Source organism: Mesorhizobium sp. M0293, from assembly GCF_040321735.1.
GTDB lineage: Bacteria > Pseudomonadota > Alphaproteobacteria > Rhizobiales > Rhizobiaceae > Mesorhizobium.
The window spans coordinates 21071-39146 of the sequence record NZ_JAMYSA010000062.1 but is presented as its reverse complement, the minus strand read 5'-3'; the positions used below and the strand labels follow the sequence as shown (position 1 = coordinate 39146).

General features: G+C 62.1%; 18 protein-coding genes. 10 read left to right on the top strand and 8 right to left on the bottom strand.

From position 1 onward, the window contains the following. From infB to NKJ06_RS22205, 7 genes are all read left to right on the top strand, one after another. On the top strand, window positions 1-1964 hold a 1964-nt coding region (infB, locus tag NKJ06_RS22235), incomplete at its 5' end, for a translation initiation factor IF-2 (protein ID WP_352810604.1). Window positions 1965-2088: 124 nt separating this feature from the next. Further along, window positions 2089-2514: a 30S ribosome-binding factor RbfA gene (gene rbfA, locus NKJ06_RS22230; protein WP_352601443.1), complete on the top strand. Its 426-nt coding sequence runs from the start codon at window positions 2089-2091 to the stop codon at window positions 2512-2514. Then, window positions 2514-3527 (top strand): tRNA pseudouridine(55) synthase TruB, encoded by a 1014-nt coding sequence (gene truB / locus NKJ06_RS22225; RefSeq protein ID WP_352810601.1) that lies wholly within the window; start codon window positions 2514-2516, stop codon window positions 3525-3527. The genes rbfA and truB overlap by 1 nt, the downstream gene beginning before the upstream one ends. Window positions 3528-3572: 45 nt before the next feature. Then, on the top strand, window positions 3573-4667 hold the full coding sequence (corA, locus tag NKJ06_RS22220; RefSeq protein WP_352659520.1) for a magnesium/cobalt transporter CorA: 1095 nt from the start codon (window positions 3573-3575) through the stop codon (window positions 4665-4667). Between the two features lie 77 nt (window positions 4668-4744). Next, a complete protein-coding gene (gene rpsO / locus NKJ06_RS22215; protein WP_274533684.1) occupies window positions 4745-5119 on the top strand; it encodes a 30S ribosomal protein S15 in 375 nt (124 codons plus the stop codon). Between the two features lie 278 nt (window positions 5120-5397). Then, complete coding sequence (gene pnp, locus NKJ06_RS22210; RefSeq protein ID WP_352810599.1) at window positions 5398-7545, top strand: polyribonucleotide nucleotidyltransferase; 2148 nt, start codon at window positions 5398-5400, stop codon at window positions 7543-7545. 72 nt (window positions 7546-7617) lie between these two features. Further along, complete coding sequence (locus NKJ06_RS22205; protein ID WP_352629727.1) at window positions 7618-8637, top strand: class I SAM-dependent methyltransferase; 1020 nt, start codon at window positions 7618-7620, stop codon at window positions 8635-8637. Window positions 8638-9142: 505 nt separating this feature from the next. Here the strand turns inward: NKJ06_RS22205 and NKJ06_RS22200 are convergent. The 4 genes from NKJ06_RS22200 to fabA all read right to left on the bottom strand — a co-directional run bounded on the left by NKJ06_RS22200 (window position 9143) and on the right by fabA (window position 13527). Continuing rightward, a complete protein-coding gene (locus tag NKJ06_RS22200; RefSeq protein WP_352629723.1) occupies window positions 9143-10687 on the bottom strand; it encodes a putative bifunctional diguanylate cyclase/phosphodiesterase in 1545 nt (514 codons plus the stop codon). Window positions 10688-10893: 206 nt separating this feature from the next. Continuing rightward, the gene (gene fabI, locus NKJ06_RS22195) at window positions 10894-11706 is read right to left on the bottom strand and encodes an enoyl-ACP reductase FabI (RefSeq protein ID WP_352629722.1); all 813 of its coding nucleotides are present in this window, start codon (window positions 11704-11706) and stop codon (window positions 10894-10896) included. A 34-nt stretch (window positions 11707-11740) separates the two neighbouring features. Continuing rightward, window positions 11741-12961 carry a beta-ketoacyl-ACP synthase I gene (gene fabB / locus NKJ06_RS22190; RefSeq protein WP_352629720.1) on the bottom strand — a complete coding sequence of 407 codons (1221 nt, stop codon included), beginning with the start codon at window positions 12959-12961 and terminating at the stop codon, window positions 11741-11743. Window positions 12962-13011: 50 nt separating this feature from the next. After that, window positions 13012-13527, bottom strand: coding sequence for a 3-hydroxyacyl-[acyl-carrier-protein] dehydratase FabA (gene fabA, locus NKJ06_RS22185; RefSeq protein ID WP_352629717.1), 516 nt, complete (start codon window positions 13525-13527; stop codon window positions 13012-13014). Between the two features lie 243 nt (window positions 13528-13770). Between fabA and irrA the strand changes: the two genes are divergently transcribed. Together irrA and NKJ06_RS22175 are read left to right on the top strand one after the other, a co-directional pair. Next, a complete protein-coding gene (irrA, locus tag NKJ06_RS22180) occupies window positions 13771-14202 on the top strand; it encodes an iron response transcriptional regulator IrrA (RefSeq protein WP_024503471.1) in 432 nt (143 codons plus the stop codon). Between the two features lie 11 nt (window positions 14203-14213). Beyond that, window positions 14214-14588: a DUF4260 domain-containing protein gene (locus NKJ06_RS22175; RefSeq protein ID WP_352629957.1), complete on the top strand. Its 375-nt coding sequence runs from the start codon at window positions 14214-14216 to the stop codon at window positions 14586-14588. Window positions 14589-14617: 29 nt separating this feature from the next. Here NKJ06_RS22175 and NKJ06_RS22170 read toward each other — a convergent pair whose 3' ends face one another. Continuing rightward, a complete protein-coding gene (locus tag NKJ06_RS22170) occupies window positions 14618-14953 on the bottom strand; it encodes a DUF302 domain-containing protein (protein ID WP_502905647.1) in 336 nt (111 codons plus the stop codon). Between the two features lie 111 nt (window positions 14954-15064). Further along, the gene (locus tag NKJ06_RS22165; RefSeq protein ID WP_352629714.1) at window positions 15065-15625 is read right to left on the bottom strand and encodes an SH3 domain-containing protein; all 561 of its coding nucleotides are present in this window, start codon (window positions 15623-15625) and stop codon (window positions 15065-15067) included. A gap of 159 nt (window positions 15626-15784) precedes the next feature. On the opposite strand from NKJ06_RS22165, the gene NKJ06_RS22160 reads away from it, so the two are divergent. Further along, window positions 15785-16786 (top strand): 2-hydroxyacid dehydrogenase, encoded by a 1002-nt coding sequence (locus tag NKJ06_RS22160; RefSeq protein ID WP_352629712.1) that lies wholly within the window; start codon window positions 15785-15787, stop codon window positions 16784-16786. Between the two features lie 38 nt (window positions 16787-16824). Here NKJ06_RS22160 and NKJ06_RS22155 read toward each other — a convergent pair whose 3' ends face one another. Next, entirely contained in the window at window positions 16825-17313 is a 489-nt protein-coding gene (locus NKJ06_RS22155) for a GNAT family N-acetyltransferase (protein ID WP_352810597.1), read from the bottom strand. 3 nt (window positions 17314-17316) lie between these two features. Further along, on the bottom strand, window positions 17317-18072 hold the full coding sequence (locus NKJ06_RS22150; protein ID WP_352629709.1) for a molybdopterin-synthase adenylyltransferase MoeB: 756 nt from the start codon (window positions 18070-18072) through the stop codon (window positions 17317-17319). Window positions 18073-18076 lie beyond the last annotated feature (4 nt).

Below are 18076 nucleotides of genomic sequence, written 5' to 3'. Positions count from 1 at the left end.
CCGGTGTGCCGGTGCGCCGTCCGGTCCCCCCCGCAGTGGCGCGCCCGGCCCAGCCGCCCAAGAGCGAGGCAGACCGCCGCCGGGGGAAGCTGACGCTGAATTCAGCATTGTCCGACGAAGATGCGCGAGCCCGTTCGCTGTCGTCGATGCGTCGACGCCAGGAAAAATTCAAGCGCGCGATGCACAATGAGCCGCGCGAGAAAGTCATGCGCGAAGTGATCCTGCCAGAGACGATTACCATCCAGGAATTGGCGCAACGCATGTCCGAGCGTGCGGTCGACCTGGTCAAGTTCTTCATGAAGCAAGGCCAGATCCTGAAGCCGGGCGACGTCATCGACGCCGACACGGCCGAACTGGTTGCTACCGAATTCGGCCATACGGTTCGCCGCGTTGCCGAGTCCGACATCGAGGAAGGCCTGTTCAACATCGCCGACAATGCCGAGGACCTGGTGTCGCGTCCGCCTGTCGTGACGATCATGGGCCACGTCGATCACGGCAAGACCTCGCTGCTCGATGCCATCCGCAACGCCAACGTCGTCTCCGGCGAAGCCGGCGGCATCACCCAGCATATCGGCGCCTACCAGGTCGAGAAGAACGGTCACAAGATCACCTTCATCGACACGCCCGGCCACGCCGCCTTCACGGCGATGCGTGCTCGTGGCGCCCAGGCGACCGACATTGCCATCCTGGTTGTCGCGGCCGACGACAGCGTCATGCCGCAGACCATCGAATCGATCAGCCATGCCAAGGCGGCCGGCGTTCCGATCATCGTGGCGATCAACAAGATCGACAAGCATGATGCCGATCCGCAGAAAGTGCGCTCCGAACTGCTGCGCCACGAGGTCTTCGTCGAATCCATGGGCGGTGAAGTTCTGGACGTCGAAGTGTCGGCGACCAAGGGCACCAATCTCGACAAGCTGCTCGAGGCGATCCTGCTGCAGGCCGAAATTCTCGACCTGAAGGCCAATCCGGATCGTACCGCCGAAGGCGTCGTCATCGAAGCCCAGCTCGACAAGGGCCGTGGTCCCGTCGCCACCGTGCTGGTGCAGACCGGCACGCTGATGCCAGGCGACATCCTTGTTGCCGGCAACGAATGGGGCCGGGTGCGCGCGCTGGTCAACGATCGTGGCACGCAGATCAAGGAAGCGCCGCCGGCGATGCCGGTGGAGGTGCTTGGCCTGCAGGGTACGCCGCAGGCCGGCGATCGCTTCGCCGTGGTCAACAACGAGGCCCGTGCCCGCGAGATCACCGAATATCGCCAGCGTCTGGCGCGCGAGAAGGCGGTTGCCAAGCATGCCGGCCAGCGCGGTTCGCTCGAGCAGATGATGTCGCAGTTGCAGACGAGCGGGCTGAAGGAATTCCCGCTGGTCATCAAGGGCGACGTGCAGGGCTCGATCGAGGCGATCAACGCGGCGCTGGACAAGCTCGGTACCGACGAAGTGCGTGCGCGCATCGTCCATGCCGGCGCCGGCGCCATCACCGAAAGCGACGTCTCTCTGGCGGAGACTTCCGGTGCCGCGATCATCGGCTTCAATGTCCGCGCCAACATCCAGGCGCGTGCCGCAGCTGTGGCAGCGGGCATCGAGATCCGCTACTACTCGATCATCTACAATCTCGTCGATGACGTGAAGGCGGCTTTGTCGGGCCTGCTGTCGCCGGAGCGTCGCGAGACCTTCATCGGCAATGCGCAGATCCTCGAAATCTTCGACATCACCAAGGTCGGCAAGATCGCCGGCTGCCGTGTCACCGAAGGCAAGGTCGAGCGTGGTGCGGGCGTGCGCCTGATCCGCGACAACGTCGTCATCCACGAAGGCACGCTGAAGACCCTGAAGCGCTTCAAGGACGAAGTTTCGGAAGTCCCAGGCGGTCAGGAATGCGGCATGGCCTTCCAGAACTACGAGGACATGCGCGTCGGAGACGTCATCGAGTGCTTCCGCGTCGAGATGGTGACCCGGACGCTCTGAGTTGGAGTGACTGTTTATACGGGCGGTGGTCGAAAGGCCGCCGCCCAAGGTCTATTGAGAATGGCCCATATGAGACATGCGGCGCGGTCCCATCCCGCGCTTCACGCTTTCAGGATTGAGAAAAATGCCCCGTCCAACAGCATCCAGCCCATCCCAGCGCATGCTGCGCGTTGCCGAACAGGTGCGCCATGCGCTGTCCGAAACCTTGCAGCGTGGTGAGATCATCGATCCGCTGATCGAGAACACCGTGGTGTCGGTCTCGGAAGTGCGCATGTCGCCCGACCTGAAGGTCGCCACTGCTTTCGTCTCGCCGCTCGGCGCCAAGGATACCGATGCGGTGGTCGAGGCTCTGAACAAGCACGCGAAATTCGTCCGTGGCCGTGTCTCCGGCGCGCTGCGGCAGATGAAGTTCATGCCGGAGTTCCGCTTCAAGCTCGACACCTCCTTCGATAATTTCGCCAGGATCAACGACCTGTTGAAGTCGCCCGAAGTAGCGCGCGATCTGGGTCCTGAAGACCAGGACAAAGACGACAACAAGGACACCGAATAGTGGCGCGTCGCGGCAAGAAAAAAGGCCGGCCGATCTCGGGCTGGCTGATCTTGGACAAGCCGGTCGGCATGGGCTCGACTGAAGCAGTCTCCAAGATCAAATGGCTGTTCCAGGCGGAAAAGGCCGGCCATGCCGGCACGCTCGATCCGCTGGCGTCCGGCATGCTGCCGATCGCGCTTGGCGAGGCCACCAAGACCGTGCCTTACGTGCAGGACGGTGCCAAGATCTATCGCTTCACTGTTGCCTGGGGGCAGGAGCGCTCCACCGATGACCTCGAGGGTCCGGTGACCAAGGAGTCCGACCTGCGTCCGTCAGAGGCCGAAGTGCTTGCCTTTTTGCCGAAATATACCGGCGTCATCATGCAGACGCCGCCGCAATTCTCGGCCATCAAGATCGCGGGTGAGCGCGCCTACGATCTGGCCCGCGATGGCGCGACAGTCGATATTCCACCACGCGAGGTCGAGATCGGCCGGCTCGATATTGTCGGGCACAACGCCGACCATACGGTTTTCGAGGTCGAATGCGGCAAGGGCACTTACGTGCGCTCGCTGGCCCGTGACATGGGCCGCGACCTCGGCTGCTTCGGCCATATTTCCGAATTGCGCCGGGTCGAGGTCGAGCCGTTCACGCCAGAGGATTTCGTCACCATCGCCGAGCTGGAAGCCGCTCGTTTCGGCGTGCGGGATGAAGACAGCTCGGAGGCGACGGATGTCGCCGACACGACAGAAGCCGCCGACACGACAGAAGTCGCTGACGCGGTGGAAGCGCCAATCGACTTCGACGCCATCGATGCGCTTCTGGTCGATACATCGGCTGCCCTCGACTGCCTGCCGCAAATCGCCATAAGCGATGATGCGGCGACCAAGATCCGCCTTGGCAATCCGGTCATCATTCGTGGCCGCGACGCACCGGTGGAAGCCGAGGAAGCCTGCGCCACGGCACGCGGCAAGCTGGTCGCCATCGGCGCGATCGAGCAAGGCATGTTCAAGCCCAAGCGGGTCTTTGCCGGCTGAGCGCACTCATCTAATGTCTGCGGGACATAGCGTTAGAGGGGCTCCATGGCAAAGGCTGAGGCGATCAAGAAGCGAGCGCCGGTGAAGACGCGGCGGCCGCCGGTCGGCGCATCGCCGGGCACGCTGATCGCCGACCCGTCGGCGCGGCGCAGCGAACTCAGGCTGACGCTGATCTCGCCAGAAAAATTCAAGACCATCGAAAATGCCAGCATCGACGACCTCAACACCCATTGCGACAAATGGCCGGTCATCTGGCTCGACTGCACCGGCCTCGCCAACATTCCGCTGATCGAGGAGATCGGCCGCATTTTCAGCCTGCATCCGCTGGCGCTGGAGGACGTCGTCAACACCGGCCAGCGGCCCAAGGTCGACTTCTTCGAGGACCATGCCTTTGTCGTCGTCAGGATGATCGACGATGTCACGTCGCACCGCTATGAGCAGATCGCCGTCTTCTTCGGTAGCAACTTCGTCGTCACCTTCCAGGAACGTGAAGGCGATCCCTTCAATCCCGTGCGCAAGCGCATCGAAAGTTCGGCGCCCAACCGGTTGCGCGCGCGCGGTGCCGACTACCTCGCCTATGCGCTGATCGACGCCGTCGTCGACAGTTATTTCCCGCCGATCGAGTCGGCCGGTGAGATGGTCGACAGCATCGAGGACGAGATGCTGCATTCGCCGCACAAGCATCAAATGCGGCAGCTGCATGAATTGCGGCGCGATGCCAATGTGCTGAAAGGGGTGCTGTGGCCGATGCGCGACGCGCTGGCGACGTTGATCCGCAATGACGTGCCCTATGTGAAGGCCGAAACCAAGATCTTCCTCAACGACACGCTCGACCATTCGCTCAGGCTGATCGAATTGGTCGAAACCCAGCGCGACATGCTGACCGGCCTGATCGAGATGCATCTGTCGCTGAGCCAGGCGCGCACCAACGACGTCATCAGCTATCTCACCATCGTCTCGGTCATCTTCATGCCGCTGACCTTCCTGGTCGGCATCTGGGGCATGAATTTCGATCCAGGGTCTTCGCCCTGGAACATGCCGGAACTGAAGGCCTATTACGGCTATCCCTTATCGCTTCTGTTCATGGCGCTTGTCGCGTTCGGGCTGATTGCCTTCTTCAAATGGAAGAAATGGCTCTGACAAGGATAGAACCGGCCATTTTGGCCTGAAAAGCCGGCTTGTGAATTGGGCTGGTGTTTTCCGGGGAATTGCACTATATGCGCCGCAGCATAGCGCTAAGACGCTTTGCCTGCACCGGCCCCTGCTGGACGACATCCCGGCTGAGGGCGACCCGTTTCCTCAAACAGATAAGGAAAAACACGATGTCGATTACTGCCGAGCGCAAACAGGAATTGATGGGTGAATTCGCAACCGCCAAGGGCGATACCGGGTCTCCGGAAGTCCAGGTGGCCATCCTTTCCGAGCGCATCAAGAACCTGACCGACCATTTCAAGGACCACAAGAAGGATAACCATTCCCGCCGTGGTCTGCTCGCTCTCGTCTCCCAGCGCCGCAGCCTGCTTGATTATCTCAAGCGCAAGGACGACGCGCGCTATCAGACGCTGATCGAGAAGCTCGGTCTGCGCCGTTGACGAATTGACCGGCGGGCTTTCTTCGGAGAGCCCGCCGGTCGCGCATTCTGCCAGTCGCATCGACTGGCCAGACCCGGTTTCGATCGTGCAGAGGGCACTCGAAACCGCCCATGGACGGTCATGGGGCAGGATTGCAGGACGCTCGTGCGCTCGCCCGCGCCGAAATTACCCGAGCCTCCCGTTGTCTTGCCCGTGGCTGCCCGAGAAAGGAAGCCAAGGGAAAGGGCATCCGCGCACCGTGAAACGGCGCGGCCCTTTCCTCATATTAAGGACAAGATATGTTCAATCACCACAAAGTGGAAATCGAATGGGGCGGTCGCCCGCTCATCCTCGAAACCGGCAAGATCGCCCGCCAGGCTGACGGCGCGGTGCTCGCCACCTACGGCGAGACCAAGGTTCTCGCCACCGTCGTTTCGATGAAGGAGCCGAAGCCCGGCCTCGATTTCTTCCCGCTGACCGTCAACTACCAGGAAAAGACCTACGCCGCCGGCAAGATCCCGGGTGGCTATTTCAAGCGTGAAGGCCGTCCGAGCGAGAAGGAAACGCTGGTTTCCCGCCTCATCGACCGCCCGATCCGCCCGCTCTTCGCCGCAGGCTACAAGAACGACACCCAGATCGTCGTCACCGTCGTCCAGCACGATCTCGAGAACGATCCCGACATCCTGTCGATCGTTGCCACATCGGCTGCTCTGACGCTCTCGGGCGTGCCCTTCATGGGCCCGATCGGCGGCGCCCGCGTCGGCTACATCAACGGCGAGTACGTGCTCAACCCGCATGTCGATGAGATGCAGGAATCGAAGCTCGACCTGATCGTCGCCGGCACCACCGACGCCGTGCTGATGGTTGAATCCGAAGCCAAGGAACTCGGCGAAGAGCTGATGCTCGGCGCCGTCATGTTCGGCCACAAGGGCTTCCAGCCGGTCATCGACGCCATCATCAAGCTGGCCGAAGTTGCCGCCAAGGAGCCGCGCGACTTCACCGCGCCGGACTATTCCGCCCTTGAAGCCGAGATGCTGAAGATCGTCGGCGACGAGCTCAGCACTGCCTACAAGAACGTCGACAAGCAGAAGCGCTACGCCGCCGTCGACGCTGTCAAGGCGAAGGTCAAGACCGCATTTGCCCCGGCTGAAGGCGAAGACGCCAAGTACACCTCCGAGCAGATCGGTGCCGTGTTCAAGGAACTCCAGGCCAAGGTCGTGCGCTGGAACATCCTCGACACCGGCTCGCGCATCGATGGTCGCGACCTGAGCACGGTCCGCAAGATCGTCTCGGAAGTCGGCGTCCTGCCGCGCACCCATGGTTCGGCGCTGTTTACCCGCGGCGAGACCCAGGCGCTGGTCGTTGCCACGCTCGGCACCGGCGAGGACGAGCAGTATGTCGATTCGCTGACCGGCATGTACAAGGAGAAGTTCCTCCTTCACTACAACTTCCCTCCCTACTCCGTCGGTGAGACCGGCCGCATGGGTTCGCCGGGCCGCCGCGAAATCGGCCATGGCAAGCTCGCCTGGCGCGCCATCCGCCCGATGCTGCCGAGCGCTGACCAGTTCCCCTATACGCTGCGCGTCGTCTCGGAGATCACCGAGTCCAACGGCTCGTCGTCGATGGCCACCGTCTGCGGCACCTCGCTGGCGCTGATGGATGCCGGCGTGCCGCTGGCCAAGCCCGTCGCCGGTATCGCAATGGGCCTGATCAAGGAAGGCGAGCGCTTCGCGGTTCTGTCCGACATCCTGGGTGACGAAGATCACCTCGGCGATATGGACTTCAAGGTCGCCGGCACCGCCAACGGCATCACCTCGCTGCAGATGGATATCAAGATCGAGGGCATCACCGAGGAGATCATGAAGATCGCGCTGGACCAGGCCAAGGATGGCCGCCAGCATATCCTCGGCGAGATGGCGCATGCTCTGACCGGCGCGCGTGCGGAACTCGGTGAGTTCGCGCCGCGCATTGAAGTGATGCACATTCCGACCGACAAGATCCGCGACGTTATCGGATCGGGCGGCAAGGTCATCCGTGAGATCGTCGAGAAGACCGGCGCCAAGATCAACATCGAGGACGACGGCACGGTCAAGATCGCTTCGTCCAACGCCAAGGAGATCGAGGCGGCGAAGAAGTGGATCCACACCATCGTCGCCGAGCCGGAAGTCGGCGAAATCTACGAAGGCACGGTCGTCAAGACCGCCGACTTCGGCGCTTTCGTCAACTTCTTCGGTCCGCGTGACGGCCTCGTCCACATCTCGCAGCTTGCCAACGACCGGGTCGCCAAGACCTCGGACGTGGTCAAGGAAGGCGACAAGGTCTGGGTCAAGCTGATGGGCTTCGACGAGCGCGGCAAGGTCCGCCTGTCGATGAAGGTCGTCGACCAGGCCACCGGCAAGGAACTCGCCCGCGACAAGAAGACCGAAGGCGAAGAAAACGCCGCCTGATCGCCCTGAACACACAATCGAAGCGGGCGCGCCGATAGGTCGCGCCCGTTTTCATTTGAAGGGGGCATGGGAATGTCTGCTGAGGCGTTGAAGACGCTTTTTCATCCGTTCGAGGCCGAGGCTGTCGCCTTGCCGCAGAAGGGTGAGCGCGTTCTCTTTCTCGGCGCCGAACCGGGTTTTCGGTTGCCCGAAGGTTTCCAGGCCGCGCTTCATCTCGTGCAAGGCTTCCGGCCGCATTTTCGCGCGCTGCAGACCTCCGGCGTCATCGTCACCGCACAAGCGGAAGGCGACGGTTTTGATATGGCACTCGTGCTAGCCGGAAGGCATCGCGGGCTGAACGAAGTGCGCATTGCGCAGGCACTTGAGCGCGTGGCGCCAGGCGGCCTGGTCGTCGTTGCCGGCGGCAAGGACGATGGCATTGCCAGCCTGCGCAAGCGCGTTGACGAGCTTGTGCCGCTTGAAGGTCATCTGCCGAAATATCACGGCATCGCCTTTTGGTTTCGCCGTCCCGCCGATCTGGCCGCCGCGGAAGAATTGCATGCCGCCAATCCCGCCTTGCTGGTCGAAGGCCGGTTCCATACCGCGCCCGGCATGTTTTCCTTCGACCGGATCGATACCGGCTCGAGATTGCTGGTCGAGAACCTGCCCAATGATCTGCGTGGCAGCGTTGCCGATTTCTGCGCCGGCTGGGGCTATGTGGCCGCCGAGATCGCCGCCCGTTCACCCGGCATTTTGGCGCTCGACCTCCATGAGGCCGATTTCGCTTCGCTCGAAGCCGCGAAGCTCAATCTGGCAGGGGTTAGCCAGTCGATCGCCAGGAATTTCTTCTGGACCGATCTGCTGAAGGAACCGGTCGAGAAGCGCTACGACGCGATCGCCATGAACCCGCCGTTTCACCGCAGCCGTGCGGCCGAGCCCGAGATCGGGGCCGGGATGATACGCGCGGCGGCCAAGGCCCTGAAACCCGGCGGGCGGCTGTTCATGGTCGCCAACCGCCAGCTTCCTTATGAGCCGATCCTGTCGGCAGCCTTTTCGAGCCATGCCGAACTCGCTCGCGACGGCATGTTCAAGATATTGTCGGCGCGCCGCTAAAGCGCCGCGACGATTTCAATTTGCTGAAGAGGACACCGGCTATCGCAGAAATTGCGACAGCTGGAATGGCGACTATGGCCAGCACGCCAGTCAAGTCGATGTAGTGCTCCCACGCGCTAGGTGGAGGGGGAGGCGAAATGAGCGCCAGTCCTCCCCACAAAACGACATTCAGCAAAGCACAGCCGACGAAGCCGATCGCTCATACCCATTTGGCGTGAAGTCGAAACGAACAAAGCGAAATGAAAATGCCCAGAAAAAGCAAACCTGGACCATGACTTGCGGCGAACACGATCCAAAGATCGGATGCGGCGAGGGTCCCATTCCAAGGCCGAACCAGCGCAAGCAGCAGAAGTGCACTTGGCACGGACACCATCAGTATGCCGAGACAGCCCTGGAGAAGAGGATATCGTTTCAATCGAGATGCACTCCTGCAACGGCTGGAATCATGACATCGCTGATCGAGGCCCGCGAAGGACGTCTGCGGCGCCAGATTTTCCGCCTGGCGTCAATGCAGATTGGCTACGCGCCGGACTTCGTCGGTGACATGCGCGTCGCCAACCCTGAACTTGAGTGGTGCCGGCCGGCCGAACAGGTAGCCTTGCACTACCTCGCAGCCAGCCGCCCTGAGCAGCGTCGCCTGGCTTTCGGTCTCGACGCCTTCGGCAATGATGCTGACGCCGAGCGCCCGCGAAAGCCCGACGATGGTCGAGACGACCGCGCCGGAGCTGGAATCGGTATCGAGGCGGCTGACGAAGGACCGGTCGATCTTCAGCTTGCCGAACGAGAAGTCGATCAGGTAGCTCAAATTAGAATAGCCGGTGCCGAAATCGTCGACTGCGACCGAGATGCCCATGTCCGCAAGCTGCTTCAGGATGGCGGCGGCGCGGTCGCGATCCTGCATCATCGCCGTCTCTGTCACTTCCAGCTCTAGCCGCGACGGCTTGATGCCGGTGCTCGTCATGGTGTCGCGCACGATACCGACGAAGTCCTTGGTCATGAACTGCACGGGCGAGATGTTGACGGCGACGAAACAGTCGTCGGGCAGATGCCGGGCGTCGCTGCAGGCCTTGCGCAGCACCCATTCGCCGATCGGGCCGATCATGCCGGTTTCCTCGGCGATCGGGATGAACTCCATCGGCGGGATCATGCCGCGTTCGGGATGCCGCCAGCGAATCAACGCTTCGTAGCCGACGATGCGGCCGGTCGGGAGATCGAGCTGCGGCTGATAGTGAAGATCGAAGTCACCGCGCTCGAAAGCTGTATTCAGTTCGGATTCGATCCATTGGCGATGATCGGCGACCCTACCCATTTCGGCATGGAAGACAGACCAGTTGCCGATGCCGCTGGCGCGCGCATTCTGCAACGCCAGATTGGAGCGGCGCAGGATGAGGACGGGATCGACGCCGTCCTTTGGCATCGCTACGATGCCCACCGACAGGCTGACCGATTGCATGTGGGTGGTGAGCTCATAGGGCTCCATCATCTCGTCGATGAGCCTCTCGACGGTGCTTTCCAATGACCCTGAAACCTGGTTGTCAGGGAGCAGTATCGCGAATTCGCCGGCGCCGATGCGTCCGATCAGCGCGCGCTGCGGCATGCACGTCTTCAAGCGCTTGGTGAAGGCGCGGATCAACTCGTCGCCCTGGCTGTAGCCGATGGCGTCGTTGATCTGCTTGAACCGGTCGATATCGATATCGATGAGGAACATCGGCTCGCCGGTCCGGCTTGTCGCGCATGCCGCCTCGGCAATCTTGCCGACCATTGCCGGGCGCGCCAAAAGGCCGGTCAGCTTGTCGAAATGGGTTTCCTTGAAGACGAAATCCACCGATTCATCGACGCCGGCGAAGAAGGACATCGCGGCTACCGACGCCGCCAGTGCGCAAAGGGCGGCCAACATCGCGACCATCATGTCCGCCGAGATGCCGGCAAAGCCATCGCCGAGACCGAGCTTCAGGCCCCAGAGTCCGAGGACGAAACTGCCGAGACCCGAGCTTGCTATGGTAAGCAGTCGGAACACCGGTGTTCGCTTCGGGTTGCTGGCGGCGGACATTGAAAGATCCCCAGAGTACGAGGCTTTCTAGCGGATATCTCCTTAAAATGAGTTTCCGCGAATGCGTCCAATTTTATTGGACCGAAAGTATTTCTTGAGAGGGTTAAAGCGCGTCGCGTTGAAACGGATTCCGTCGGCGCATTTTAAGCTTTTGTTTTATTAATGTCGTTGTCCCAAGACCGCTGCGCACTCTTGGGCGACATGCATTAGTCTCGTCCGCCGTCGGTCTGCTTCAATTCGTCGAGCGTCGGCATGGAAACGATGTGATAGCCGGAATCGACATAGTGGATTTCGCCGGTAACGCCGGAAGACAGATCCGACAACAGATAAAGCGCGGAGCCGCCGACTTCGTCGATGGTCACCGTGCGGCGCAGCGGTGAGTTGCGCTGTTGGTAGGAGAACATGTGGCGGGCGTCGGAAATCCCGGCGCCGGCAAGCGTGCGCACCGGTCCAGCCGATATGCCGTTCACCCTGATGGCGCGCGGACCGTAGTCGTTGGCGAGGTAGCGCACGCTGGCCTCCAGCCCTGCCTTGGCGACGCCCATGACATTGTAGTTCGGCATGACGCGGACCGATCCCGCATAGGTCAGCGTGATCATCGATCCGCCGTTCTGCATTAGTGCGGCGGCATGGCGGGCGACCTCGGTGAAGGAGTAGCAGGAGATCACCATGGTGCGGACGAAATTGTCCCGGCTGGTGTCGGCGTAAAGGCCTTTCAGCTCGTTCTTGTCGGAAAAGCCGATGGCGTGGACGACGAAATCCAGCCCGCCCCATTCCTTGCCCAGGGTCTCGAACGTGGCGGCGACCGAAGCGCTGTCCTCGACGTCGCACGGCACCACCAGCGAGGCACCGAGCTTGTCGGCCAGCGGCTTGACCCGGCGCCCGAAGGCATCGCCCTGATAGGTGAACGCAAGCTCCGCCCCATGTTCGGACAATTTCCGGGCAATGCCCCAGGCGATCGAATGATCGTTGGCGACACCCATGACAAGCCCGCGCTTGCCCTTCATCAATCCGTCCATGGCCGGCAATCCTTATTAAAAAACAACGCTGGCCTTATGCGGAATAGCGCTGGAAAACGAGCGTCGCGTTGGTGCCGCCGAAGCCGAACGAATTAGACAAAACAGTGTCGATCCTGGCGTTGTCGATGCGCTTTCGCACGATCGGCATGCCCTCGAATTCGGGGTCTAGGGTCTCGATATGGGCGCTTTCGCCGATGAAACCGCCCTGCATCATCAGGATCGAGTAGATGGATTCCTGCACGCCGGCCCCGCCCAGAGAATGGCCGGTCAGCGATTTTGTCGAGGTGATGTAGGGCATCTTTTCGCCGAACACCTCGCGGATCGCGCCCATTTCCTTGGAATCGCCCACTGGCGTCGATGTGCCATGGGTGTTGATGTAGTCGACCGGCGTGGAAACGGTGGCCAGTGCCTGGCGCATGCAGCGGACCGCGCCCTCGCCTGAAGGGGCAACCATGTCGTAGCCGTCCGAGGTCGCGCCGTAGCCGACGATCTCGGCGTAGATCTTGGCGCCGCGCGCCTTGGCATGCTCGAGCTCTTCCAGCACCAGCACGCCCGCGCCGCCGGCGATGACGAAGCCGTCGCGATTGGCGTCATACGCGCGCGAAGCAGTCGATGCCTTGTCATTAAATTTCGACGACATGGCGCCCATGGCGTCGAACAGGTCCGACATCGTCCAGTCGAGATCCTCGTGGCCGCCGGCAAAGACCATGTCCTGCTTGCCCCACTGGATCAGTTCGTAGCCATTGCCGATGCAATGCGCCGAGGTCGAACAGGCCGAAGAGATCGAATAGTTGACGCCGTGGATCTTGAACCAGGTGGCAAGCGTTGCCGATGCGGTCGACGACATCGCCTTCGGCACCGCGAACGGACCGATACGCTTGGGACTGCCGTTCTTCAGAGTGGTCTCGGCCGCCTCGAAGATGGTGCGGGTGGATGGTCCGCCCGATCCCATGACGATGCCGGTACGCTCATTGGTGATGTCGCTCTCTTCGAGGCCCGCATCCGCGATCGCCTGATCCATGGAAACGTGGTTCCAGGCCGCACCTTGGCTTAGGAAGCGCATCGCCCGGCGATCGATCATGGCCGATGGATCGAGTGTCGGCGCGCCCCAGACCTGGCAACGGAAGCCATGCTCGGCGAACGAATCGGAGAAGCTGATGCCGGATCTGGCGTCATACAGCGAGGCTTGCACCTCGTTGGCATTGTTGCCGATCGACGACACGATGCCGAGGCCTGTGACTACGACACGTCTCATTCGCAACTCCTTCCAGGGATGCTGGCCAGGGGGGGCGGCCAGGGCTGCGGTCAAACGACCGCCGACTGCTTGGACAGACCGACCTTCAGATCCGTTGCCGCGTATATGGGCTCGCCATCCGCCTTTAGCCAGCCATCGGCGATGCCGAGCACCAGCCGGCCTCGCATCACGCGCTTGAAGTCGATGCCATACTCGACCTTCTTCACCGAGGGCGTGACCATGCCCTTGAATTTCACTTCACCGGTCGACAGCGCCATTCCTTTGCCGGGTTCTCCGAGCCAGCCAAGATAGAAGCCCGTCAATTGCCACATGGCATCGAGGCCGAGGCACCCCGGCATGATCGGATTGCCGATGAAATGGCAGGCAAAGAACCACAGGTCCGGCTTGATGTCGAATTCCGCGCGGATGAAACCCTTCTCGAAGGCGCCGCCCGTCTCGCTGATCTCGGTGATACGATCGAACATCAGCATGGGAGGATAGGGAAGCTGGGCATTGCCCGGTCCGAACAACTCGCCGCGGGCGCAGGCCAGCAATTCGTCATACTCGTAGCTGGATTTACCCGTCATCAACCTCATCCCCATACCGTTTCGGGCTATCGGGTGCCCTTGTCGTTGGCTTCCTAACACAATCTGTTTCAGGCCGGAAACCGGCGTTTGCGCTTAACCTGCTCGTCTGCCTGGGTCAATGCGCGCTATTGATCGCATTCGGACGACAGAATATATCTCCTGAAAGGTCCGGTATCGGCAGAAGTTCATTATTTTGCCATTCTGGACGTGTCTTGGGGCGGAACTGTGGGGTTCGACGAGAAGATGGACCTGGACGGCCGGAAGGAAAATGTCGCTGTGGACAAGCGGGTCCGTGAAGCCGGCCTGAGGCCGACGCGTCAGCGCATTGCGCTGGCCGACCTGCTTTTCGCCAAGGGCGACCGTCATCTGTCGGCCGAGGAACTGCACGAGGAGGCCGTCGCCGCCGGCGTGCCAGTATCGCTGGCCACCGTCTACAATGCCCTTCACCAGTTCACCCAGGCGGGACTGTTGCGCATCCTCGCCGTCGAGGGCGCGAAGACCTATTTCGACACCAACACCTCCGACCATCACCATTTCTACATCGAAGGCGAGAACCGCATATTCGACATAGACAGCGGTCCGGTGACCGTTGCCAACCTGCCGGAGCCGCCGGAGGGCATGGAGATCGCCAATGTCGACATCGTGGTGAGGCTGCGCCCCAAGCGCCGCGAATGACCGGCGAGGGATTGAAGCCGCTTGATCTGACGATACGGCTCGAATGGGCAATCGTTACGGTGGGCGCCGTCGTGTTTTATGCGTCGACCGGCGTTTCCTGGTGGCTCTTCGGGTTGCTTATCCTGGCGCCGGATCTGTCGATGTTCGGCTATCTGGCGGGACCGCGCGTCGGTGCCCTTGCCTACAACGCGTTGCATATTCTGATCGTGCCCGTGCTGCTGCTGCTCGCCGGGCACATGGGGGGCAATGCGGCCGCGATGGCGGTTGCGCTGATCTGGATCGCCCACATCGCCATCGACCGTGCGCTGGGTTACGGCCTGAAGCTGCCAACCGGCTTTCAGGACACCCATCTCGGCCGCATCGGGCGCCAAACGACTACCGTCTGATACAGGCGGCCATACCGCTCGTTGCTCCGTCAGATACCGCCGCTCGACACCGGCATCGCGGAAACCGTCTGTAGCATTCGTTCCGTCGTGTCGAACAGTTCTTGTGCGAGACCAAAAAGCCGGGGATAGGGCGAGAACACCAAAACCGGGTTCAAGGCGCGGACCATCACGCCGGTTGCTTGTTCGCTGACCACGAACTTCAACGGCGCTTCTGGCACGGCGCTGGGATCGGTCAGCAACAGGCGTGCCATGTATCGGGGATGGAACCAAAGCAGTTGACGAAGCCGAATGGTGATGATCCCGCCTTTCTGGAGCAGGGCCTGCGGATCGATCTCATGGATGATCCACAGCTCGGCAGCAGCGATGGCGTCGCGAAGCCAGAGCGCGAAGCCAGAGCGCGAAGCGCCTCTTGTCGTTGCCGTGATTGCCGGGCCTATATCGGATACCGCGTCCTTCTGACTCTCTCGGTGAGGTGGTCAGTCCTTGACCCGTTCGCCGGGATAGGCACCCCAGACAACCGACTGGGCAAGCCAGCCGGTGTGACCATCCAACGTCATTTCGCACCACTGGCCGTCACAGGATTTGATCGTGCCCATGACACCAGGCTCGACCATCGCGATCACCCTTGCGTCCTTGTCGGGGCTGTTGAGAAGATTGATCTGGGCGCCCTTGCCGCGCTGCCACGGTGCGACGATTGCCGTGCGCCGGCCGGAAAGCAGCGACTGGTTGATCCAGCCCTCCGAACCATCGGCATCGCGCACGCGCCGCCATGTGTCGAATTCCTGGATGATCTCCATCGGCAGGCCGGCCTTCATATACATCCAGTCGACCGAGTAGTTGGCGCCGGGGCCGACGCGCGAGTTAACGCGGCCGGATTTCAGGCTGACGAATCGCGGCAGCGGCAAACCGCTCGGCCCGAGCGTGACGACGCTCTGGGCAGGTGCTGCGGCACTCTGCGCCGCGGCAAGCGGAGAATAAAGCAAAGCGCCGAGAAGTGCTCCGCTGAGGGTCAGGCGAAACGACGCGAAACCAGACACTTTCATTCCTTTCGGCGCTTGCCTGGCGGCATCGGCGCCCCTTTTTCTTTGTCTTCGGCGGCACCGCTTGTTACATGGGTTAATCGGCACCGCGACCGGCTTTCAGTTTCGCCGGTCTTGGTTAAAGAGGTCTCAACGAGATCGGGGTACGAGGAAACAATGGTAGGCAAAAAGAAGCCTCTCGTCGTCATCACGCGAAAGCTGCCCGACCCGGTCGAGACCCGCATGCGCGAACTGTTCGACGCCCGGCTGAATGTCGAGGACAGGCCGATGACGCAGCCGGAACTGGTTGCGGCGGTCAAGGAGGCCGACGTGCTGGTGCCGACGGTGACCGATCACATCGATGCGGCACTGATCGCCCAGGCCGGCGACAACCTCAAGCTGATCGCCAATTTCGGCAATGGCGTCGACAAGATCGATGTCGAGGCCGCGGCCAAGAGGGGCATCACCGTCACCAACACGCCCAATGTGCTGACCGAGGACACCGCCGACATGACCATGGCGCTGATGCTGGCGGTGCCGCGGCGGCTGGCGGAAGGGGCCAACGTGCTCACCGGCGACAAGAAATGGGCCGGCTGGTCGCCGACCTGGATGCTTGGCCGGCGCATCTGGGGCAAACGGCTGGGTATTGTCGGCATGGGGCGCATCGGCACCGCCGTCGCCAGGCGGGCCAAGGCCTTCGGTCTGTCGATCCATTACCACAACCGCCATCGCGTGCTGCCGGCCGTCGAAGACGGGCTGGAGGCGACCTATTGGGAAAGCCTCGATCAGATGCTGGCCCGCATGGACATCATTTCGGTCAATTGCCCATCGACGCCGGCAACCTTCCATCTGCTTTCGGCGCGGCGGCTGGCGTTGCTGCAGCCCACGGCCTATATCGTCAACACCGCGCGCGGCGACATCATCGACGAGGAAGCACTGGTCAAGCTGATCCAGGACGGCAAGATTGCCGGCGCCGGCCTTGATGTCTACGAGCACGAGCCGGCGCTGAACGGCAAGCTGCTGAAGCTCGCCGCCAAGCACAAGGTCGTGCTTCTGCCGCATATGGGCTCGGCGACGCTCGAGGGCCGCATCGACATGGGCGAAAAGGTCATCATCAACATCCGCGCCTTCGTCGATGGCCACCGCCCACCGGACCGCGTGCTGCCGCTGCGGACGTAATGCTGTTTGCGCGCACGATCCTGAGCGTAAGATAAGGGTTACTCAACAGCCTTGCGCATGGTGATCGAGGTCGGCCTGTCGTAGCCCTCATGCGCCGTCCGCTCGGTTTCGTGAAAGCCGAGGCGGCTAAAGGCTGCATGGTTTGCGGTCAGCTCGATCCGCGTCTGAAGCTCGATTGCCACCTTGCCGCGGCTGCGGGCAAGATCTTCGACCGCCTGCATCAACCGCCGGCCAATGCCTTGTCCCTGGCAATCCGGCGCGATGGCGAGCTTGCCGACATAGAGTTCCGCCACCCTTTCAAGAGCAAAGACACAGCCGACGATCCTGTCGCCGTTGAGCGCCACGAAGCCGGTCTCCTGCCGCGCCTTGTCCCGCAGAGTGTCGGCGGTCAGCAGGTTGGCCGAGGAGGGCGGGTCGATGACGCCGTCCATCGAGGCGAAGGCATGCATGATCAGTGCGAGCACATCGTTCCAACGGTCGAAATCGGCCGGGATCTGCGTGATGGAGACAGCTTCGGCCTGCTCCACGGGTCAGTTTCTCTTGTAGCGGATCGTGTCGAAGCGCGCCGCCAGCGCGTCATAGAGCAGCAGCCTGCCGACCAGCGGCTCGCCGACGCCGGTGATCAGCTTGATCGCCTCCATTGCCTGCAGCGTGCCGACGACACCGGTCAGCGCGCCAAGCACGCCGGCTTCGGCACAGGACGGCACCAGGCCAGGCGGTGGCGCCTCGGGAAACAGATCGCGGTAGCCCGGGTTGGGGCTGCCGTCCTTGCCGTCCTCGAATGGCTTCAACACCGTGACGGAGCCATCGAAGCGTCCGACGGCGGCATGCACCAGCGGTTTCCCAGCGTTCGCGCAGGCATCGGCCACCACATAGCGGGTTTCGAAATTGTCGGAACCGTCGACGACGATGTCATAACCGGCGACGAGGGCAGCGGCGTTATCCGCGGTCAGCCGGAACGTGTGCGTTTCGACAATGGTGTTGGGATTGATGCGGGCGATCGCCGCTTCGGCGCTCTGGGTTTTCAGCATGCCGACGGTATCGGTGCCGTGAATGACCTGACGCTGCAGGTTGGACAGCGAAACGGTGTCGTCATCGACCACGCCGAGCGTGCCGACGCCGGCGGCGGCAAGATATTCCAGCACCGGCGCGCCCAGGCCGCCGGCGCCGATGAGCAGCACCCGCGCCTGCTTCAGTCTCTGCTGGCCGGCGCCGCCAATCTCGGGCAGCACGATGTGGCGGGCATAGCGTTCGATCTCGTCGGCGGTCAGGGCGGCAGGGGTCATTGCC